Below are 18,985 nucleotides of genomic sequence, written 5' to 3' on the forward strand. Positions count from 1 at the left end.
AAAAGTAAATCCATTTAGCCTGTGAGCTAGACGACAATTCGATTAAGAAAAAACCCTTCATAATCCAATTGTTCAATTATTCGTGTTAACAAGGGCGGCTTTAACGGCCGCCCTCTCTTTCACTAAACTTGGCTTACAGAACCAGACGACGAATGTCTGATAGCGCGCCATTTAGGAATGTGATGAAACGCGCACCTTCCGCACCATCAATCACACGGTGATCGTATGACAGTGATAGTGGCAGTTGTAGGCGTGGTTCGAACTCTTTACCGTTCCACACTGGCTTAAACTCAGACTTAGATACCCCAAGGATACCGACTTCTGGCGCGTTAACGATAGGCGTAAACGCTGTACCACCGATACCACCTAAGCTAGAGATAGTGAAACAGCCACCTTGCATGTCTGCAGCGGTCAGTTTACCTGCACGGGCTTTCTTCGATACTTCAGCCAGCTCTCTTGATAGCTCATAAATGCCTTTTTTGTTCACATCTTTGAAGACAGGAACAACAAGACCATTTGGCGTATCAACAGCAATACCCACGTTCACGTACTTCTTCAGAATCAAGCTTTCGCCATCTTCAGAAAGTGAAGAGTTAAACGATGGGAATGCTTCTAGTGCTTTCGCTACCGCTTTCATGATGAACACCAGTGGGGTGATCTTCATGCCAGTGTCGTTCTTCGCTTCAATCGCATTTTGCTCTTTACGGAAGTTCTCAAGCTCGGTGATATCCGCATTATCCCATTGGGTAACGTGTGGGATCATCACCCAGTTACGATGCAAGTTAGCACCAGAGATCTTCTTAATACGTGAAAGCGGTTTTACTTCTGTGTCACCAAACTTGCTGAAGTCCACTTTTGGCCAAGGTAGCAAGCCAAGCGCGGCACCATCACCTTTACCAGAAGCCACTGCGGCAGAACCCGATTCAAGACGCTTCAGCGCTTCTTTCACGTAGTTTTGCACGTCTTCTTTTAGGATGCGGCTCTTACGGCCAGAACCTTTGACTTTCGCTAGGTTAACGCCAAATTCACGCGCAATACGGCGCACAACCGGTGATGCGTGAGAGTACTCATTGTTCTCTTCAAACTCGGCAGGTGCTGCCACAGCTGATTTTACCGCTTCCGCTTTTGGCGCTGATGCGGCTGGAGCCGCTGCTTGCGCAGGGGCCGCTACGGCAACGGGCGCTGCACCGGCAACTTCAAACACCATGATAAGAGAGCCTGTTGACACTTTATCGCCAGCTGCAACTTTGATCTCTTTCACAACACCAGCAAACGGCGCAGGAACTTCCATTGATGCTTTATCGCCTTCAACGGTAATAAGAGACTGCTCTTCACTCACGGTATCGCCAACCGCCACCATGATTTCCGTCACTTCGACTTCATCACCACCGATATCCGGTACGTGGATCTCTTTTGCTGCCGAAGCGGCTGGTGCTGCAGCTACAGGTGCTGCCACTTGAGCAGAGGCTGCCGCCGGAGCGGAACCCGCCACTTCAAAGATCATCACCAGTGAGCCTGTCGATACTTTATCGCCCGCGGCCACTTTGATCTCTTTCAGTACACCAGCAAATGGAGCAGGTACTTCCATTGAGGCTTTGTCACCTTCAACCGTCAGTAGAGATTGCTCTTCTGCGATTGAATCGCCGACTGCGACCATGATTTCAGTGACTTCCACTTCATCACCGCCGATATCTGGCACGTGAACTTCTTTAAGCTCAGCGACAGCCGCGGCAGCAGGTGCCGCAACCGGTGCAGCTTCCACTGCTGGCGCTGCGACCGCAGCGCCTTCTGCTTCAAAAATCATGATAAGTGAACCGGTCGATACTTTATCGCCAGCGACTACTTTGATTTCTTTTACAATACCCGCTTGAGAAGCTGGTACTTCCATAGAAGCCTTATCACCTTCTACAGTAATAAGAGATTGCTCTTCTTCAACCTTGTCGCCAACGCTGACAAGAATCTCAGTAACTTCAACCTCATCCGCACCAATATCCGGTACATTAATTTCGATTGCCATTATTCTTTCCTACCTTAATTAAGCGTATAGCGGGTTTGTTTTTTCAGTATCGATGTTGAATTTCTTAATCGCTTCAACCACAACTGATTTCTCAACATCACCACGTTTCGCTAGTTCGCTTAGCGCGGCAACCACCACGTAACCTGCGTTCACTTCGAAGTGACGACGTAGGTTTTCACGGCTATCAGAACGACCAAAACCATCAGTACCTAGTACTTTGTATGATTCAGCCGGGATAAACGCACGCGCTTGCTCAGCGTAGTTTTTCATGTAGTCAGTTGCTGCGATGGCAGGCTCGCTACCCATTACCGTTTGAATGTAAGGTACTTGCGGCTGCGCTTCAGGGTGAAGCATGTTGTAACGCTCACATGCTTGGCCATCACGAGTCACTTCATTGAATGATGTTACTGAGTAAACATCTGAAGCCACGCCGTACTCATCACTTAAGATTTGAGCCGCTTTGCGTACTTCGTTCATGATCGTACCTGAGCTCATTAACTGAACTTTACCTTTAGAGCCAGTCGTTCCTTGTGGAGCGTAGCTTTCTAATTTGTAAATACCTTTACGAATACCTTCTTCAGAGCCTTGTGGCATTTCAGGCATTGCGTAGTTCTCGTTCATCAGCGTTAGGTAGTAGAACACGTTCTCTTGATCGCCATACATGCGACGAATACCGTCTTGCATGATGACTGCAACTTCGTAAGCAAATGTTGGATCGTAAGAAAGACAGTTAGGAACCGTTGCCGCCAATATGTGCGAGTGACCATCTTCGTGCTGTAGACCTTCACCGTTCAGCGTAGTACGGCCAGCAGTAGCGCCCAATAGGAAACCACGTGCTTGTTGGTCACCTGCCATCCATGCCATGTCGCCAACGCGTTGGAAACCAAACATAGAGTAGTAGATGTAGAACGGAATCATTGGCAGATCGTTTGTCGAGTATGAAGTTGCAGCAGCAACCCATGAAGACATAGCACCCAGCTCGTTGATCCCTTCTTGCAGTACCTGACCTGAAGTCGCTTCTTTATAGTAAGAAACGATGTCGCGGTCTTGAGGAGTGTAGTTCTGACCGTGCGGGTTATAGATACCGATTTGACGGAACAGACCTTCCATACCGAAAGTACGTGCTTCATCTGCAATGATTGGCACAATATTTTTACCAATGCTCTTATCTTTGAGCAAAATGTTCAACGCACGGACAAACGCCATTGTGGTTGAGATTTCACGTTTTTGCTCTTCAAGCAGAGGCTTGAACTCTTCAACCGCTGGAATCACAAGTTCTTGAGTGAACTTAGGCAAGCGTTGAGGTGTGTAACCTTTTAGCGCTTTACGGCGAGCGTGTAAATATTCGTGCTCTTTCGAGCCTTCTGCCAATGTTAGGTATGGCAACTCTTTCACAGCTTCATCCGTCAGAAGATCTTGTAGACCAAGACGATCACGCAGTTGCAGCACGTGAGTCATGTCCATTTTCTTCACTTGGTGAGCGATGTTCTTACCTTCTGCCGCTTCACCCATGCCGTAACCTTTAACGGTCTTCGCCAGAATCACGGTTGGCTTGCCTTTCGTGTCTTGAGCATTAGTAAAGGCTGCGTACAGTTTAGAAGACTCGTGACCACCACGCTTAAGCGCGAAAATTTGATCGTCAGTCATGTCAGCAACAAGCGCCGCTGTTTCTGGGTATTTACCAAAGAAGTGTTTACGCACGTAAGCACCATCTTTCGCTTTAAATGTTTGGTAGTCACCATCGATGGTTTCGTTCATCAACTGAAGCAGCTTACCTGTGGTGTCTTTCGCCAGTAGAGAATCCCAGTTGTTACCCCAAATCACTTTAACAACGTTCCAACCTGCGCCTTTAAATAGGCCTTCAAGTTCTTGGATGATCTTACCGTTACCCATGACCGGGCCGTCTAGACGTTGCAAGTTACAGTTGATAAGGAAACATAGGTTATCAAGCTTCTCACGAGCGGCGAATGAAATCGCACCGCGTGATTCTGGCTCATCCATCTCGCCATCACCTAGGAACGCGTATACACGCTGTTCAGAAGTGTCTTTCATACCACGGCCATCAAGATATTTGAGGAAACGCGCTTGATAGATTGCAGAAATTGGACCCAGACCCATAGATACGGTCGGGAATTGCCAGAATTCAGGCATCAATTTCGGGTGTGGGTAGGAAGGAATACCTTTGCCATCCACTTCTTGGCGGAAGTTGTCAAGTTGCTCAGCCGTTAGGCGGCCTTCAACGAACGCACGTGCGTAGATCCCTGGAGAGATGTGACCTTGATAATAAACCAAGTCACCGCCATCTTTTTCATTAGGCGCACGGAAGAAGTGGTTAAAACATGTTTCGTAGAACGAAGCAGAAGACTGGAATGACGCCATGTGGCCGCCAAGATCGAGGTCTTTTTTCGATGCACGTAGAACGATCATAATCGCGTTCCAACGGATGATTGAGCGAATGCGACGCTCAAGCGTTGTGTCACCTGGGTATGCTGGTTCTTGCGCAGCTGGAATGGTGTTGATGTAGTTGGTGGTAATACCGGTTGGCATATCAACACCGTCTAGACGTGCTTTATCTAGAATTTGCTCAAGTAAGAACTGAGCGCGTTCTACACCTTCTTCACGTACAACTGACTCAAGGGCGGCTAGCCATTCCTGAGTTTCCAGTGCATCTACGTCATGCTTCATGTCAGACATGGCGATCTATCCTTCTATTGGTTGGATCTATAAAACAAGCAATTCGCCGTAGGTTACGACTCATTACCCTGCTGGATTCGGCGCAAAGAACGCTCACGACGAGACTCTTCTTTGGTCAAATCCAACAATGTTTCTTCGATATAAGCTAAGTGAGAATGGGACATTTCGCGCGCCTTTTCCGGCTGACCAGAAACGATCGCATCCACGATATTAGCTCGGTGTCTACTTACTTTCTCCACCACTTCATGGCGGCGGTGTAATAGTTTTAAATTCTGTAGAACATTTTGCTCAAGCAAAGGAGCGAGGCTGCGAACAATATGCAAAAGCACCACGTTGTGGGCCGCTTCAGTGAGAGCGACTAAAAACGCGACCACCGCAGACGCTTCTGCTTCGACCTCTTTTTTCGCTTGTTGTTCACCAATTCTCGCCAAACAGGCTTGAATGCGAGCAAAATCTTCCTCAGTACCACGCAATGCTGCGAAATAAGCTGAAATACCTTCCATCGCGTGGCGCGATTCCAATAGATCGAGCTGGGTTTCAGAGTGGCTAGACAATAAATTTAGCAGAGGATCAGAAAAACTCTGCCAAATGTTCTCACTGACAAACGTACCTCCACCTTGACGGCGGGTTAATAAACGCTTGGCTTCGAGGCGTTGAATGGCTTCACGAATGGATGGACGAGACACCTCGAACTGTTTTGCCAGTTCTCGTTCTGGAGGCAATTGTTGCCCCGGAGAGAGTGTTCCTTCCACTATCAGCCTTTCTAACTCCTGTTCAATTACATCAGAGAGTTTTGGCTGACGAATCCTTTGATAAGCCATAATTTATTATTCTTCTACTCTTTGCAGTCAATTGGTAATACCAATTTCAAGTTGGTGCAGAAATTAACATAATTAAAACGTAGCTGTCCAGCCAAAAGTTGACCTAAATCATAGAACAGCCCACGCTTAAACACTTTGATAACAATAGTCGATTAAAACAGCAATATTATTGGTCAGACCAATTACAAAATGAATACAGATGGGGAAATGATGGGCTAGAAATGGGGGAAGATTCGTTGTCATCTACCCTTTCTAGAGAAAACATTCTTTGGCTCCTCCCCCTTCTAGGGGGAGGCTGGGAGGGGGTGTAATTCGGAAAAACACAACATCAATAAAAAGATACACCCTACCCCTCCTCTTAAAGGGGAGGGAAGATCATGTCACGCATCGAAAGAAGAGAAATATCAAGCCGTTACTTCGCTTCGAGGTGATCAATCATCAATTGCAGTGACTGATTGCCGCGAAACTCATTAATATCAAGCTTATATGCAAGACGCACCGTTTTCACCGACGCATCTGGCCAGCGTCTTAAATCGACATTAAAAGCGATACCATCGATCATAATGTTGGTTGGGTGGCCTTTGAATAACGGCTCAAGCATCAGTTTCAAATGCTTTTCTCCCACCAGCTTTTGGTGCAATAGTTTGAACTCACCGTCAAAGAGAGGTTCAGGAAACGCCTGCCCCCATGGGCCACCGGAACGCAAGGTTTCAGCGGTGTGCATCGAGAACTCTTCAGGAGTTAACTCTCCATCGGATAAAATCACGCCCTTGAGCGCGCTTTCATCTAACTCGCGACGTACGGCTTGATCAAACAGCTCAGCAAAACGCTCAAACTCTTTTTCGGCAATAGTTAAACCTGCCGCCATCGCGTGACCACCAAATTTGACGATTAAACCGGGGTTTTGTGTATCAATGCGATCCAGCACATCGCGCATGTGTAACCCAGCAACAGAGCGGCATGACCCTTTGATACTGCCATCGCCACCATCGGCAAACGCAATCACAGGGCGATGGTATTTATCTTTAATACGTGAGGCTAAAATACCAATCACACCTTGGTGCCAATCGCGTTGAAACAGCACTAAACCGTGCGGCAATTCGCTATTTTCACTCAGTTGTAAGCGCTCACAAAAAGCCAGCGCCTCTTGCTTCATCCCCTCTTCAATCTCTTTACGAGTTTGGTTAAGGCCATCCAGCTCACTGGCCATTCTACGCGCAGCGTGAATGTCATTGCACATTAGCAGCTCAACGCCAAATGACATATCATCCAAGCGCCCTGCCGCATTGATGCGTGGCCCTAACGCAAAGCCAAAATCCGAGGCAACTAAACGCCTCGCGTCACGTTTAGCAACCTCAATCAAAGCTTGAATACCCGGCCTTGCATGCCCGGCGCGAATGCGTTGCAAACCTTGATGCACTAAAATGCGGTTGTTTTCATCGAGCGGCACAACATCAGCGACAGTACCCAGTGCGACTAAGTCAATCAGCTCCATCAACTTGGGTTCACTCGTACCTTGTCGAGTAAACCAGCCATTTTTTCGCATATGCACGCACAACGCCATCATCAAATAGAAAGCCACCCCTACGCCGGCTAATGCCTTCGAGGGAAACGGGCAGTTAGCCAAATTGGGATTCACCATCGCATCAACCTCTGGCAACTCGTGTCCCGGTAAATGGTGATCGGTCACCAAGACAGTCAATCCTTGCTGCTTGGCATAACGCACCCCGTCGATAGAGGAGACGCCGTTATCGACCGTCATGATCATCTGCGCGCCAAGCTCAATCGCTTGATCGACCACTTCAGGGCTTAAGCCATAACCATCTTCAAAACGGTTAGGCACGAGATAGTCCACATTGTGCGATCCCAACATTCGCAACGCCAAAACAGATAAGGCGCAACTGGTTGCGCCATCAGCATCAAAATCCCCGACGACTATGATGCGCTGCTGCTGCTCGATGGCGTGAAAAAGTAGTTGTACCGCTTGCTCTATACCACCTAATTGTTGGTAGGAATGCAGTGCTTTCGCGGCCTTGTCGAGTTGTTCAAGGTTCGTGATACCACGGTTGATATAGATACGTTTAAGCAGTGTAGGAATCGTGTCAGGGAGTTGCGAAAGATCGGGGGCTGGTCTTTGTTTTATTTCAATCATAAATCAGCGGGCTCAAGAACACTCAAGCCCGACTCCTAAAGTTATTGAATCTGCTGAAGGCGTTGCAACAATTGCTCTGGTGGTAAATAACCGCCAACCATTTCGCCATTCGGTAGGAAAATCGCAGGCGTGCCGTTGATGCCTAACTCACGCCCGAGCTGATAGTGTTTGGTAATCAACTGCTTAGCCTGTTGAATATTCTGCCCTGCTTCTGGCAACTTATGATTGGTTTTTGCCTCATTCATCGCTGCCATTTTATCATCTGCATTCCAGATAGCGGCCATCTGATCAGCTACCTGCCCCGTAACGCCTTGACGCGGGTAAGCCATGTAGCGCACGGTGATCCCTAGGTCGTTATACCCTTTCATTTGACTATGCAAACGAGTGCAATAACCACAGGTAATATCAGTAAAAACAGTCACCACGTATTTTTCGTTAGCGGCTTTGTATTCGATCATACTCGATTCAAACTGCGCGATCTTCGCCGCATTAACGGGCGCTTGGCGTTTGGCTAACACATCGACATAACCACCATTCTTATCTAATTCATACAAGGTTCCGGCGATAAAATGGCTCGCGTCAGGCGCAGAAAACAGCACGCCACCGGAAGTTTGCACTTCAATCACTCCCGGAATATCAGAGGCTTGAACACTCAGCACTTCCAATCCGAGTTTAGAAAAACGTTGTTCAAAAACCGTTTTATCAAGCGCAGCCGCTTGCACAGCCGTTGACGTCACTTGCTCTGTGGTTTCGGCGTTACACGCCACAGCAAAAAGTGGCAATGTAAGAAGAGTCAGTTGGCGTAATACGCTCATTAAATTCACCTTTTCAAGCCCTTGGATGGTGCTCGCTATGTAATTGTTTAAGTCGCTCAGTCGCAACATGAGTATAAATTTGCGTGGTCGATAAGTCACTATGACCGAGCAGCATTTGCACTACACGCAAATCGGCACCGTAATTGAGTAGATGCGTGGCAAAAGCATGCCTTAATACGTGTGGAGAGAGTTTTTCCACATCGATTTGTGCGATCACTGCGTAGTGTTTAATTCGGTGCCAAAAGGTTTGACGAGTCATCTGCCTTGCTCGTCGGCTAGGGAAAACCACATCCGACGTTTGTTCGCCCAGCAGAGTAGACCGCCCTTGTTCAAGAAAAGTTTCAATCCAATCAACGGCATTTTCACCCATCGGTACAAGACGCTCTTTGCCACCTTTACCAATCACTCTTACTACGCCTTGACGTAAACTGATATTTTCCATGGTCAGTGAAACCAATTCGGTCACCCGTAGCCCTGTTGCATACAAGAGTTCCAACATCGCTCTGTCACGTAATTCTAGAGGATTATTGGTATCGGGAGCATTCAATAGATCTTCCACTTGCTGCTCAGATAAATCTTTAGGCAGGCGCTGTGGCAATTTAGGGCTAATTAAGAGCGCGCTCGGATCATCGCCGCGGAGTTTCTCACGGTGCAGATATTGAAATAAACGACGAATCGCCGACAACATGCGCGCCCGCGAGGTTTGCTTATAGTCTTGATCAGCGAGCCACGTTTGGTACTGCTGCAAACCAGTGACACTAATAAAATCGAGGCGATAATTATTGTGCTGCATCCATTGCAACAATTTCGTCAGATCATTGCGATACGATGAGAGTGTGTTTTCAGCTAAACCACGCTCCATCCACATCGCATCTAAAAACTGTTCCACAACCCCTTGATCAGGAGAAATATATTCAGACACATCAAACCTCTGTGGTGAAAATCGAGTTGCTCAGGTTATGTGAGCCACTGATTTAATACCATAAAAAAACATCATCGGCAGGATAATCGCTGCAAAGCGCGTCATTTTATGGTTAGAATTCACTATTCTTGATTTAAAACGAACACAAAATTATGAAGATCGGTCTTTTTTACGGCTCAACAACTTGTTATACCGAAATGGCAGCAGAGAAGATCCGTTCGCTCATCGGTGAGGATTTGGTGGATATTCACAATGTGAAAGAAACGCCACTCTCTTTGATGAGCAACTATGATCTTTTAATACTGGGCATCTCAACTTGGGACTTTGGCGAAATCCAAGAAGATTGGAGCGCAATATGGGATCAAATCGGTGGCGTGTCGCTAAACGGCAAGTACGTCGCATTATTCGGCTTAGGCGATCAAGAAGGTTATGGCGAATGGTACCTCGATGCGATGGGGATGCTGCATGATGAGCTAAAACAAATTGGTGCTCAATTGATTGGCTACTGGCCCAACCAAGGCTACCATTTTGAAGCGTCAAAAGCCCTAACGAAAGATGGCCGCCACTTTGTTGGTCTCGCACTCGATGAAGATTCGCAATACGAGCAAAGCGACGAACGCATTCAATGCTGGGTTGAGCAAATTTTAGTGGAATATCACGATTCGATTTAATTCGTTGTTCGCTATTTGTTGTTAGCCATTTGCTGCCAACAAGGCTCGATAGCAACGCCAATCAAACACCAAACCGGGGTCAGTTTTGCGTAGTGGTGCAATGTATTGATGCCCGGTAATGCGTTGATTGGTGATGAGCGGATAACGCCGCTGCAATGCACACGTCAAAGTCGCTAAGGCTTGATATTGCGCAGGTGTATAAGCCGTCTCATCGCTCCCTTCCAATTCAATCCCTATCGAATAATCATTGCATTTTGCACGGCCAGCGAAGCTTGACTGGCCCGCATGCCAAGCTCTGGCATTAAATGGCACAAATTGCACTACTTCTCCCTCTCGCCGAATGAGGCAGTGAGCCGAGACGCGCATCTGGTGGATGGTTTGAAAAAAAGGGTGTTGATTCGGGTCAAGCGTGCCAGTGAAAAACTGCTCAATATATGGGCCGCCGAACCGGCCCGGAGGCAAGCTGATATTATGTACCACCAGCAATGAAATATCTTGCGCATCGCTTCGCTGATCATAAAACGGCGATGGCACTCGACGTGCGCTTTGATACCAACCCTTTTTATCGATCATCAGTTGACCCCTTACACTCACACAAAAATGAACCTTAGCCAGAGGAAATGCGAGATTAGTGGCTGAATTTGAGTAAAACTCAGCGTATCATTCTCACTCTGTTCAACACCATATTAGATTTGCGATGAAAAATACACACAACAGCCAACAACGCCTCGATTATCTGAAACAGCAACTCCCATTGGAAATTACTCGTGCCGTTAGCGATGCACTCAGAGAAGATCTCGGTGGCAGCTTGGATGCAACTGCTGATATCACCGCAAACCTTATTCCAGCGGATGCGCGTAATAGCGCGACTCTCATCACCCGTGAACATGGCGTATTTTGTGGCCAAGCATGGGCAGAGGAAGTCTTCAAACAACTTGGTGGTGAAGTGAAAATTGACTGGCATGTCCAAGATGGTGATCAAGTTAAGCCAAACCAAATTTTGTGCACTCTTGAAGGTCCAGCTCGCGCGCTGCTGACTGGTGAACGCAATGCGATGAACTTCATTCAAACCTTGTCAGGTTGCGCCAGCATTACTGCTCAGTATGCCAAACAGCTAGAAGGCACCGAATGCCGACTACTTGATACACGCAAAACTATCCCTGGCCTGCGCAGCGCACTGAAATATGCTGTCGCGTGTGGCGGCGGCTTTAACCATCGTATTGGCGTGTTTGATGCTTATTTAATTAAAGAAAATCATATCATTGCTTGTGGCGGTATAACCCAAGCCATCAGCACCGCTAAACAGCTCAACCCCGGTAAACCCGTCGAAGTCGAAACCGAAAGCCTGCAAGAGTTAGAAGAGGCGATTCAAGCGGGTGCTGACATCATTATGCTGGATAATTTTAGTATTGAGATGATGCGCGAAGCGGTAGCAATTAACGCAGGCCGCGCAGCTTTAGAAAATTCTGGTAACGTCACATTAGAAACCATTGGCGATTACGCGCGAACCGGTGTCGATTACATCTCAGTCGGCGCGCTGACTAAGCACATTAAAGCACTCGATCTCTCAATGCGCTTTCAGTAATTAATTACATCAATTATTGGAATAAAGATCAAAAATTTCAAATGGTTAAGGAAGCTGGACGAGCTTCCTTTTTTATTGCTTGCGTATCAAAAGCAAGACGGCATTTTTAAGTCAGTCGTATTTCAGTGATTGATATATGCAACTAAACAGGTAAAAAATCCAAATCGCTCGCGCACTGCTCTTTATCTCATTCCCACCAACCCACAAGCTTCTTATGCTCTGCCCATCCTTATGCGTTCAAACGGAGCAAATCAAATAATGAACACAAATAAGAAAACGAAACAAAGTGGTTTTACCTTAATTGAATTGATGATTGTGGTGGCAATTATTGGCGTACTCTCTGCGATTGCCGTTCCTGCTTATAAAAGTTATGTAACTAAAAGCGAATTAGCCACAGGTGCTGCTACTTTAAGAAGCTTACTAACTAACATAGATATGCACTATCAAGAAAATGGGACTTATGTTGGTATGAGTCTGCCTAATATTGGCGCAACAGAAACCATGAGTGGTTTAGGCAACATAACATTAGCAGACTTAACGGTCAGCACTGCTAGTGCAAATTTCACATTCGACAACTCTTCGGTAAACACTGCAGTAATTAAGTACAGCAAATCATCCAATGGATGGGTGTGCTCGATAACAAAAAATTCAGCCACCGCAGTCACTGCTGACACTACACCTAAAGGTTGTAGCTAAGAAATACAAATGCTAACCAACCTCCCTGCGATTCTGCGTCAGGCTCAGATATTGAGCCCGACGCAAGAACACGCAGTTATTGAACATATCAAAGCGTCTGGTGCGAGTGTGCCAGAAGCTTTGCTCGCTTTGGATTTTTTCCATCCTCATGATCTGACTGAGCAGTTAAGTACCCTTTTTGGCTTACCGGACACCGACTTAACCCGCTACGACTACCCACAGCTCTGCCAACAGCTTGGTTTGCGTGATCTCATCACCCGTTACCAAGCACTGCCGATTGCCCATAATGGCCAAACCCTGACCATCGCGGTTTCCGACCCGACCCATTTACAAGTGGAAGATGATTTTCGCTTCGCGACAGGCTTACAAGTCGAACTGGTTTTAGCCGACTACAAAGCGCTGCAAGCAGCCATCCGGCGCTTGTATGGCCGAACAATTCAAGGATCCTCTTCTTCAGGGAAAGAGATCAGCCAAGATGAACTGGCGAACTTAGTTAAGCTGTCTGATGATGAGATTCAATCGATTGAAGACCTCAGCCAAGATGACGCACCAGTCAGCCGTTTTATTAACCAAATCCTGCTTGATGCGGTGCGAAAAGGCGCATCCGATATCCATTTCGAACCGTACGAAGCGCTTTACCGAGTACGATTGCGCTGTGATGGTATTTTGGTGGAAACGCAGCGTCCCTCAAGCAACTTAAGTCGCCGGCTTGCCGCGCGGCTTAAAATTTTATCCAAACTCGATATTGCCGAGCGGCGCTTACCACAAGATGGACGAATTAAACTGCGGTTGAATCAAGACACCGCCATCGATATGCGCGTTTCCAGCCTCCCTACTTTATGGGGTGAAAAAATCGTACTGCGCCTACTTGATAGCAGTGCTGCTAACTTAGATATCGACAAGTTGGGTTATAACGACCAGCAAAAACAACTCTACTTAGCTGCGCTGAAAAAACCACAAGGGATGATTTTAATGACGGGCCCGACGGGTAGCGGAAAAACCGTCTCGCTCTATACGGGGCTACGCATTTTAAATACTGCTGAAGTGAACATTTCCACCGCTGAAGATCCGGTAGAAATTAACTTATCCGGTATCAACCAAGTTCAAGTGCAGCCAAAAATTGGCTTTGGCTTTGCGCAAGCATTACGCTCCTTCTTACGGCAAGATCCCGACATTGTAATGGTTGGCGAAATCCGCGATTTAGAAACTGCCGAAATCGCCGTGAAAGCAGCACAAACCGGGCATTTAGTTCTTTCTACCTTGCATACTAACTCCGCCGCCGAAACGGTGATTCGCTTAAGTAATATGGGAATTGAAGCGTTTAACTTAGCCTCTTCACTCAGTTTAATTATTGCCCAACGTTTGGCTCGTCGCCTTTGTCGGCACTGCAAAATTGCCGTCGTGCCCTCAATGCAATTGCAGCAACATTTTCAGCTGCTAGCGACAGAAACCATTTATGAAGCGAACCCGCATGGTTGCAACGAATGCACAGGGGGCTATTCAGGTCGAGTCGGCATTTATGAAGTGATGGCGTTTAACCCACAGCTGGCCGAAGCGATTATGCAAAAAGCAAGCATTCATCAAATAGAGCAGATCGCGAAAACCAACGGAATGCAGACACTACAAGAATCAGGCATTGAAAAGCTCAAAAACGGCGTAACCAGCTTCAAAGAGCTGCAACGCGTGCTCTATTTCTAACGCTTTGATCCCTCTTAGCTAGCCATTGAGTGACTCTATTGTATGAACACAAAAATCAAATCAGAACTCAAAAATTATCGTTGGAAAGGCATCAATAGTTCGGGCAAAAAAGTATCTGGCCAAACTCTCGCTTTAACCGAACTGGAAGTGCGTGACAAACTTAAAGAACAGCACATTCAAATCAAAAAAATCAAAAAAGGGGGCGTCTCTTTTATCACCCGCTTGACTCATCGCGTGAAGGCCAGAGACATCACCATTCTGACACGCCAATTGGCGACCATGCTGACCACGGGCGTGCCCATCGTGCAAGCCTTAAAACTGGTCGGAGATAACCATCGCAAAGCCGAAATGAAATCCATTTTGTCGCAAGTCACCAAAGGGGTTGAAGCCGGAACGCCAATTTCCAAAGCGATGCGTACCGCCAGCACCCATTTCGATACCTTGTATGTTGATCTCATTCACACAGGTGAACAGTCAGGTAACTTGGCTGAAGTGTTTGAGCGGCTAGCGACTTATCGAGAAAAAAGTGAACAACTGCGCGCTAAAGTCATTAAAGCGCTCATCTACCCAACCATGGTGGTGTTGGTCGCGTTAGGTGTTTCTTACTTAATGCTTACTATGGTGATCCCTGAGTTTGAAAGCATGTTCAAAGGATTCGGAGCCGAATTACCTTGGTTTACACAGCAAGTATTGAAACTCTCTCATTGGGTGCAAAGTTACAGTTTGTGGGTACTCATCATCATAATCCTCACCACAATTGCCGTGAAAGCAGTACGCCAAAAATTTTTTTTAATACGCTTAAAAACCAGCCGATTAGGATTAAAGTTTCCCATTCTTGGCGGGGTGATAGGCAAAGCCTCTATTGCTAAATTCAGTCGCACACTCGCCACCAGTTTTAGTGCAGGCATTCCGATTTTAGCCAGCTTAAAAACCACCGCCAAAACCGCTGGCAATGTCCATTTTGAGACGGCGATTAATGAGGTCTATCGTGATACGGCAGCTGGCATGCCAATGTATATTGCGATGCGTAATACCGAAGCCTTTCCCGAAATGGTGCTGCAAATGGTGATGATTGGTGAAGAATCAGGCCGATTGGATGACATGCTCAATAAAGTCGCCACCATTTACGAATTTGAAGTTGATAATACCGTCGATAACTTAGGCAAAATTCTCGAACCATTGATCATTGTCTTTTTGGGTACGGTGGTCGGCGGTTTAGTGGTGGCAATGTACTTGCCCATCTTTAACTTAATGAGTGTATTAGGATAGTATTAGCACTGCTAATCTTTTAATTATCGAGTCTGTGCATGGAAGTTTTTATTTATTACCCTTGGCTCTTTCCACTTTTTGCAGCGTTGTTTGGCTTAATCGTGGGGAGTTTTCTCAATGTGGTCATTTATCGTCTACCCAAAATCATGGAGCGAGAATGGCGACAAGAGTGCGCTGACTGCTTTCCCGAATATCACATTGCGCCACCGGAAGGGCAACTCACGCTCAGTGTCCCTCGTTCTAGCTGCCCACACTGTGATACGCCAATCCGTATTATTGATAATATTCCGCTACTCAGTTGGCTCTTTTTAAAAGGGAAATGTTCCCGTTGCCAAGGCCCGATCAGTGCACGCTATCCTTTGATTGAACTGCTCACCGCCACTATGAGCTTTGTCGTGGCTAGCCACTTCGGTTTTAGTTATTTTTCACTAGCGCTATTGTTTTTCACTTTTGTGCTCATCGCGGCGACGTTTATCGATTTCGATACCATGCTGTTACCCGACAAGCTGACACTGCCACTGCTGTGGGCGGGCCTCAGCTTATCATTGATGCACATTAGCCCAGTCAGTTTGCAAGATGCGGTGATCGGCGCCATTGCTGGCTATCTGAGCTTATGGTCGGTCTATTGGCTGTTTAAACTCGTCACAGGCAAAGAAGGAATGGGTTATGGCGATTTCAAACTGCTGGCTGCTCTCGGCGCTTGGTTGGGCTGGCAATATCTGCCCATCATCATTCTCATGTCATCTGTGGTTGGCATTGTCTTTGGCCTAATTCAATTGCGCTTGCAAAAAAAAGGGATCGACAAAGCCTTTCCTTTTGGCCCCTATCTCGCCATTGCTGGCTGGCTAACCTTGTTGTGGGGTAACGATATTATGAGTTGGTATTTAGGTTCAATTATGGGGTTATCGTCATGGGGTTAGTGGTGGGTTTAACCGGCGGGATTGCCAGCGGAAAAAGCACCGTTGCTCATTTATTTCAGCAGAATTTCTCGATAGATGTCGTGGATGCTGACATCATCGCTCGAGAAGTCGTCGAACCAGGTAGTGAAGGATTAACGGCGATTTGCGCGCACTTTGGCCTCACCATATTAAATCCCGATGGACAATTGGATCGCACCGCGTTAAGAGAAAAGATCTTTGCTGATGAGCAAGAAAAGGCTTGGCTTAATCAGCTTCTTCACCCAATGATCCGTGCAAAAATGATTGCTGATTTAGCAAAAACCACCTCGCCTTATGCTTTATTGGTTGTGCCATTATTGATAGAAAATAACCTACAAACCTTAGTCGATCGCATCTTAGTGGTTGATGTTGATCTAAAAACCCAAATCGCTCGCACTATGGCAAGAGACAAGGTATCAGAGCAACAAGTCCGTTCGATCTTAGCCGCTCAAGCGAGCCGTGAGCAAAGATTGCAATACGCTGACGATGTGATTAAAAATAGCGCAGAAAACCAAAAACTTTTGCCTCAAATCACAGAATTACACAAAAAGTATCTAGCCATATGCAGCCTAAGTCTGTAAGAATAACCCAGACCGGACCTAAGGCTAGCTAGATGACCACGCATAAGTTTGAACACCCACTGAACGAAAAAACTCGTATCTATTTAAGAGTCGAAGCGCTGCTTAACCAGTTGATGCATTCCGCTCAGTTTCGTGACGGTATTCAACACCAACTCTTCTTTCGTTCATTGTTTGATTTACTCGAAATCTTCGAACAGATCCAACTCAAAAGCGAGTTGGCTAAAGATATTGAAAAACAGCGTTTGAACTACCGTAGCTGGCTCAATGTGGATGGTGTTGATCAAGAAATGTTGCTATCGCTCCTTGAAGAGATCGACGAGGTGCATCGTAATTTAATGAGCGCTGAACGCTTTGGCCAATCACTCAAAGAAGATCGTTTCTTAAGCACGATTCGCCAACGCTTTAATTTGCCGGGCGGGTCATGCTGTTTCGACCTACCAGCGCTGCACTACTGGCTACACATTCCGATAGAAAAGAAGACCCAAGATGCGCACCAATGGATGGAAACGCTGCGACCGTTATCAGATGCGTTGCAACTTTGGTTGAAGTTAACCCGCGAAACGGGCCATTTTAAAGCACGCCTAGCACGATTAGGTTTTTATCAAAGCGATGCAGAAGACGCCAATATCTTGCGCTTGTCGATCCCACTTGAGTATGGGGTATACCCCATGATCTCAGGACATAAAAATCGCTTCGCGATTAAGTTTATCGAATTCCAATCAGGCCAAGCAACAGGGCGCGATATCGAGTTTGATCTCGCCGTCTGCTGTTAATCAATTCCGCTTCAATTCCCGACTGACTCTTACTTTCCATTGCGTTAGGTAATACACTTACGCCTATCCATCGTTACTTGAAGTCCGTTATGTCAAAGAAAATTACCATTGTAAAATGCCCGCAGTGCAAAGCCGATGTCAAATGGGGAGAACAGAGCCCTTATCGTCCTTTTTGTTCCAAACAGTGTCAGATGATCGATTTTGGCGAGTGGGCCGATGAGGAAAAAAGTATTCCCGGTGCACCGGATATGTCAGACAGTGATGGTTGGTCAGAAGATCAATATTAGCGCACATATAAAACACATATAAAAACAGGGGTCGATTACTCGACCCCTGTTTATTACTATGAGAACGCTAGTTTATAGCATTACTTCTTAGCAAGTTTCTCTTTGATACGAGCTGACTTACCAGAACGCTCACGTAGGTAGTACAGTTTGGCACGACGTACTGCACCGCGGCGTTTAACTTCAATGCTATCAACCACTGGAGAGTGAGTTTGGAACGTACGCTCAACACCTTCACCGTTAGAGATCTTACGAACAGTGAATGCAGAGTGTAGGCCACGGTTACGGATTGCGATTACAACGCCTTCAAAAGCCTGTAGACGCTCACGATCACCTTCTTTTACCTTAACTTGAACAACAACAGTGTCACCTGGTGCGAATTTAGGTAGGCCTTGTTTCATTTGCTCTTCTTCAAGAGCCTTGATGATGTTACTCATTTTAAAAATTCCTAGAATAAACTGATACTAAATTAAATAGGTTACTGATGTATTTGAGTTTCTTTGATGAACTCAACCAGTAATAGTTCCTGTTCGTCAGTCAGAGCTAGGTTTTCCAGGAGCTCTGGCCTTCTATGCCAAGTTCGGCCCAACGACTGTTTCAGCCGCCAGCGACGAATATCCTCGTGATTACCGGATTTCAGTACCGCAGGTACTTCTTTTCCATCTAACACTTCAGGACGCGTATAGTGCGGGCAATCTAGCAAGCCATTTGCAAAAGAATCCTCTTCTGCTGATGCGAAATCTCCTAATACTCCCGGAACAAACCGAGAGACAGAATCAATCAACGTCATGGCTGGCAGTTCGCCGCCTGTCATCACAAAATCACCAATCGACCATTCTTCGTCAACTTCTGATTGGATGATACGCTCATCTACCCCTTCATAGCGTCCGCAAATAAGAACTAGGTTCTCATTCGTCGCCAGCTCTTCGACTCCTTTTTGGTCGAGTTTTCGACCTTGAGGAGAAAGGTAAATGACTTTCGTCTTTCCCGGTGCGGCTTGTTTTGCTGCATGAATGGCATCGCGCAAAGGCTGAACCATCATGAGCATTCCAGGACCACCACCGTAAGG

Annotated in this window: 18 protein-coding genes; 9 read left to right on the forward strand and 9 right to left on the reverse strand. The window is 46.6% G+C overall.

Annotated features, from left to right (window positions below):
- Positions 1-133: 133 nt before the first annotated feature.
- The 6 genes from aceF to xerD all read right to left on the reverse strand — a co-directional run bounded on the left by aceF (position 134) and on the right by xerD (position 9,421).
- Complete coding sequence (aceF, locus tag AACQ21_RS10680) at positions 134-2,017, reverse strand: pyruvate dehydrogenase complex dihydrolipoyllysine-residue acetyltransferase (protein ID WP_088731724.1); 1,884 nt, start codon at positions 2,015-2,017, stop codon at positions 134-136.
- Positions 2,018-2,035: 18 nt separating this feature from the next.
- Positions 2,036-4,711, reverse strand: coding sequence for a pyruvate dehydrogenase (acetyl-transferring), homodimeric type (gene aceE / locus AACQ21_RS10685; protein ID WP_105977506.1), 2,676 nt, complete (start codon positions 4,709-4,711; stop codon positions 2,036-2,038).
- Between the two features lie 53 nt (positions 4,712-4,764).
- A complete protein-coding gene (gene pdhR / locus AACQ21_RS10690; protein WP_013857676.1) occupies positions 4,765-5,532 on the reverse strand; it encodes a pyruvate dehydrogenase complex transcriptional repressor PdhR in 768 nt (255 codons plus the stop codon).
- A gap of 412 nt (positions 5,533-5,944) precedes the next feature.
- Positions 5,945-7,684, reverse strand: coding sequence for a single-stranded-DNA-specific exonuclease RecJ (gene recJ, locus AACQ21_RS10695; protein WP_105977507.1), 1,740 nt, complete (start codon positions 7,682-7,684; stop codon positions 5,945-5,947).
- Between the two features lie 41 nt (positions 7,685-7,725).
- Positions 7,726-8,499 carry a thioredoxin fold domain-containing protein gene (locus AACQ21_RS10700; protein ID WP_013857678.1) on the reverse strand — a complete coding sequence of 258 codons (774 nt, stop codon included), beginning with the start codon at positions 8,497-8,499 and terminating at the stop codon, positions 7,726-7,728.
- 13 nt (positions 8,500-8,512) lie between these two features.
- A complete protein-coding gene (xerD, locus tag AACQ21_RS10705) occupies positions 8,513-9,421 on the reverse strand; it encodes a site-specific tyrosine recombinase XerD (RefSeq protein WP_094133217.1) in 909 nt (302 codons plus the stop codon).
- Between the two features lie 152 nt (positions 9,422-9,573).
- Between xerD and fldB the strand changes: the two genes are divergently transcribed.
- Entirely contained in the window at positions 9,574-10,092 is a 519-nt protein-coding gene (fldB, locus tag AACQ21_RS10710) for a flavodoxin FldB (protein WP_105977508.1), read from the forward strand.
- Positions 10,093-10,113: 21 nt separating this feature from the next.
- Here the strand turns inward: fldB and ampD are convergent, their stop codons facing one another.
- Positions 10,114-10,665, reverse strand: a complete 552-nt coding sequence (gene ampD / locus AACQ21_RS10715; protein WP_234911145.1) for a 1,6-anhydro-N-acetylmuramyl-L-alanine amidase AmpD — start codon at positions 10,663-10,665, stop codon at positions 10,114-10,116.
- A gap of 124 nt (positions 10,666-10,789) precedes the next feature.
- Here ampD and nadC point away from each other — a divergent pair, with 124 nt between their 5' ends.
- From nadC to yacG, 8 genes are all read left to right on the forward strand, one after another.
- A complete protein-coding gene (gene nadC / locus AACQ21_RS10720) occupies positions 10,790-11,677 on the forward strand; it encodes a carboxylating nicotinate-nucleotide diphosphorylase (RefSeq protein ID WP_105977510.1) in 888 nt (295 codons plus the stop codon).
- Between the two features lie 258 nt (positions 11,678-11,935).
- On the forward strand, positions 11,936-12,373 hold the full coding sequence (locus AACQ21_RS10725) for a type IV pilin protein (protein ID WP_181185596.1): 438 nt from the start codon (positions 11,936-11,938) through the stop codon (positions 12,371-12,373).
- Positions 12,374-12,382: 9 nt separating this feature from the next.
- Positions 12,383-14,071 carry a type IV-A pilus assembly ATPase PilB gene (gene pilB / locus AACQ21_RS10730; protein ID WP_105977512.1) on the forward strand — a complete coding sequence of 563 codons (1,689 nt, stop codon included), beginning with the start codon at positions 12,383-12,385 and terminating at the stop codon, positions 14,069-14,071.
- Between the two features lie 42 nt (positions 14,072-14,113).
- On the forward strand, positions 14,114-15,340 hold the full coding sequence (locus tag AACQ21_RS10735; protein ID WP_105977513.1) for a type II secretion system F family protein: 1,227 nt from the start codon (positions 14,114-14,116) through the stop codon (positions 15,338-15,340).
- Between the two features lie 38 nt (positions 15,341-15,378).
- Entirely contained in the window at positions 15,379-16,260 is an 882-nt protein-coding gene (locus AACQ21_RS10740) for a prepilin peptidase (protein ID WP_105977514.1), read from the forward strand.
- Entirely contained in the window at positions 16,251-16,859 is a 609-nt protein-coding gene (gene coaE, locus AACQ21_RS10745; protein ID WP_105977515.1) for a dephospho-CoA kinase, read from the forward strand. The genes AACQ21_RS10740 and coaE overlap by 10 nt, the downstream gene beginning before the upstream one ends.
- A gap of 32 nt (positions 16,860-16,891) precedes the next feature.
- Positions 16,892-17,632, forward strand: coding sequence for a cell division protein ZapD (gene zapD / locus AACQ21_RS10750; protein WP_013857689.1), 741 nt, complete (start codon positions 16,892-16,894; stop codon positions 17,630-17,632).
- Between the two features lie 89 nt (positions 17,633-17,721).
- Positions 17,722-17,919: a DNA gyrase inhibitor YacG gene (gene yacG, locus AACQ21_RS10755; protein WP_105977516.1), complete on the forward strand. Its 198-nt coding sequence runs from the start codon at positions 17,722-17,724 to the stop codon at positions 17,917-17,919.
- An 80-nt stretch (positions 17,920-17,999) separates the two neighbouring features.
- On the opposite strand, the gene rplS is transcribed toward yacG, so the two are convergent.
- Positions 18,000-18,353 carry a 50S ribosomal protein L19 gene (gene rplS / locus AACQ21_RS10760; RefSeq protein ID WP_010319525.1) on the reverse strand — a complete coding sequence of 118 codons (354 nt, stop codon included), beginning with the start codon at positions 18,351-18,353 and terminating at the stop codon, positions 18,000-18,002.
- A gap of 41 nt (positions 18,354-18,394) precedes the next feature.
- A partial coding sequence (gene trmD / locus AACQ21_RS10765) for a tRNA (guanosine(37)-N1)-methyltransferase TrmD (RefSeq protein ID WP_105977518.1) occupies positions 18,395-18,985 on the reverse strand: 591 nt, incomplete at its 5' end.

Source organism: Vibrio sp. V01_P9A10T6, from assembly GCF_963877065.1.
GTDB lineage: Bacteria > Pseudomonadota > Gammaproteobacteria > Enterobacterales > Vibrionaceae > Vibrio > Vibrio anguillarum.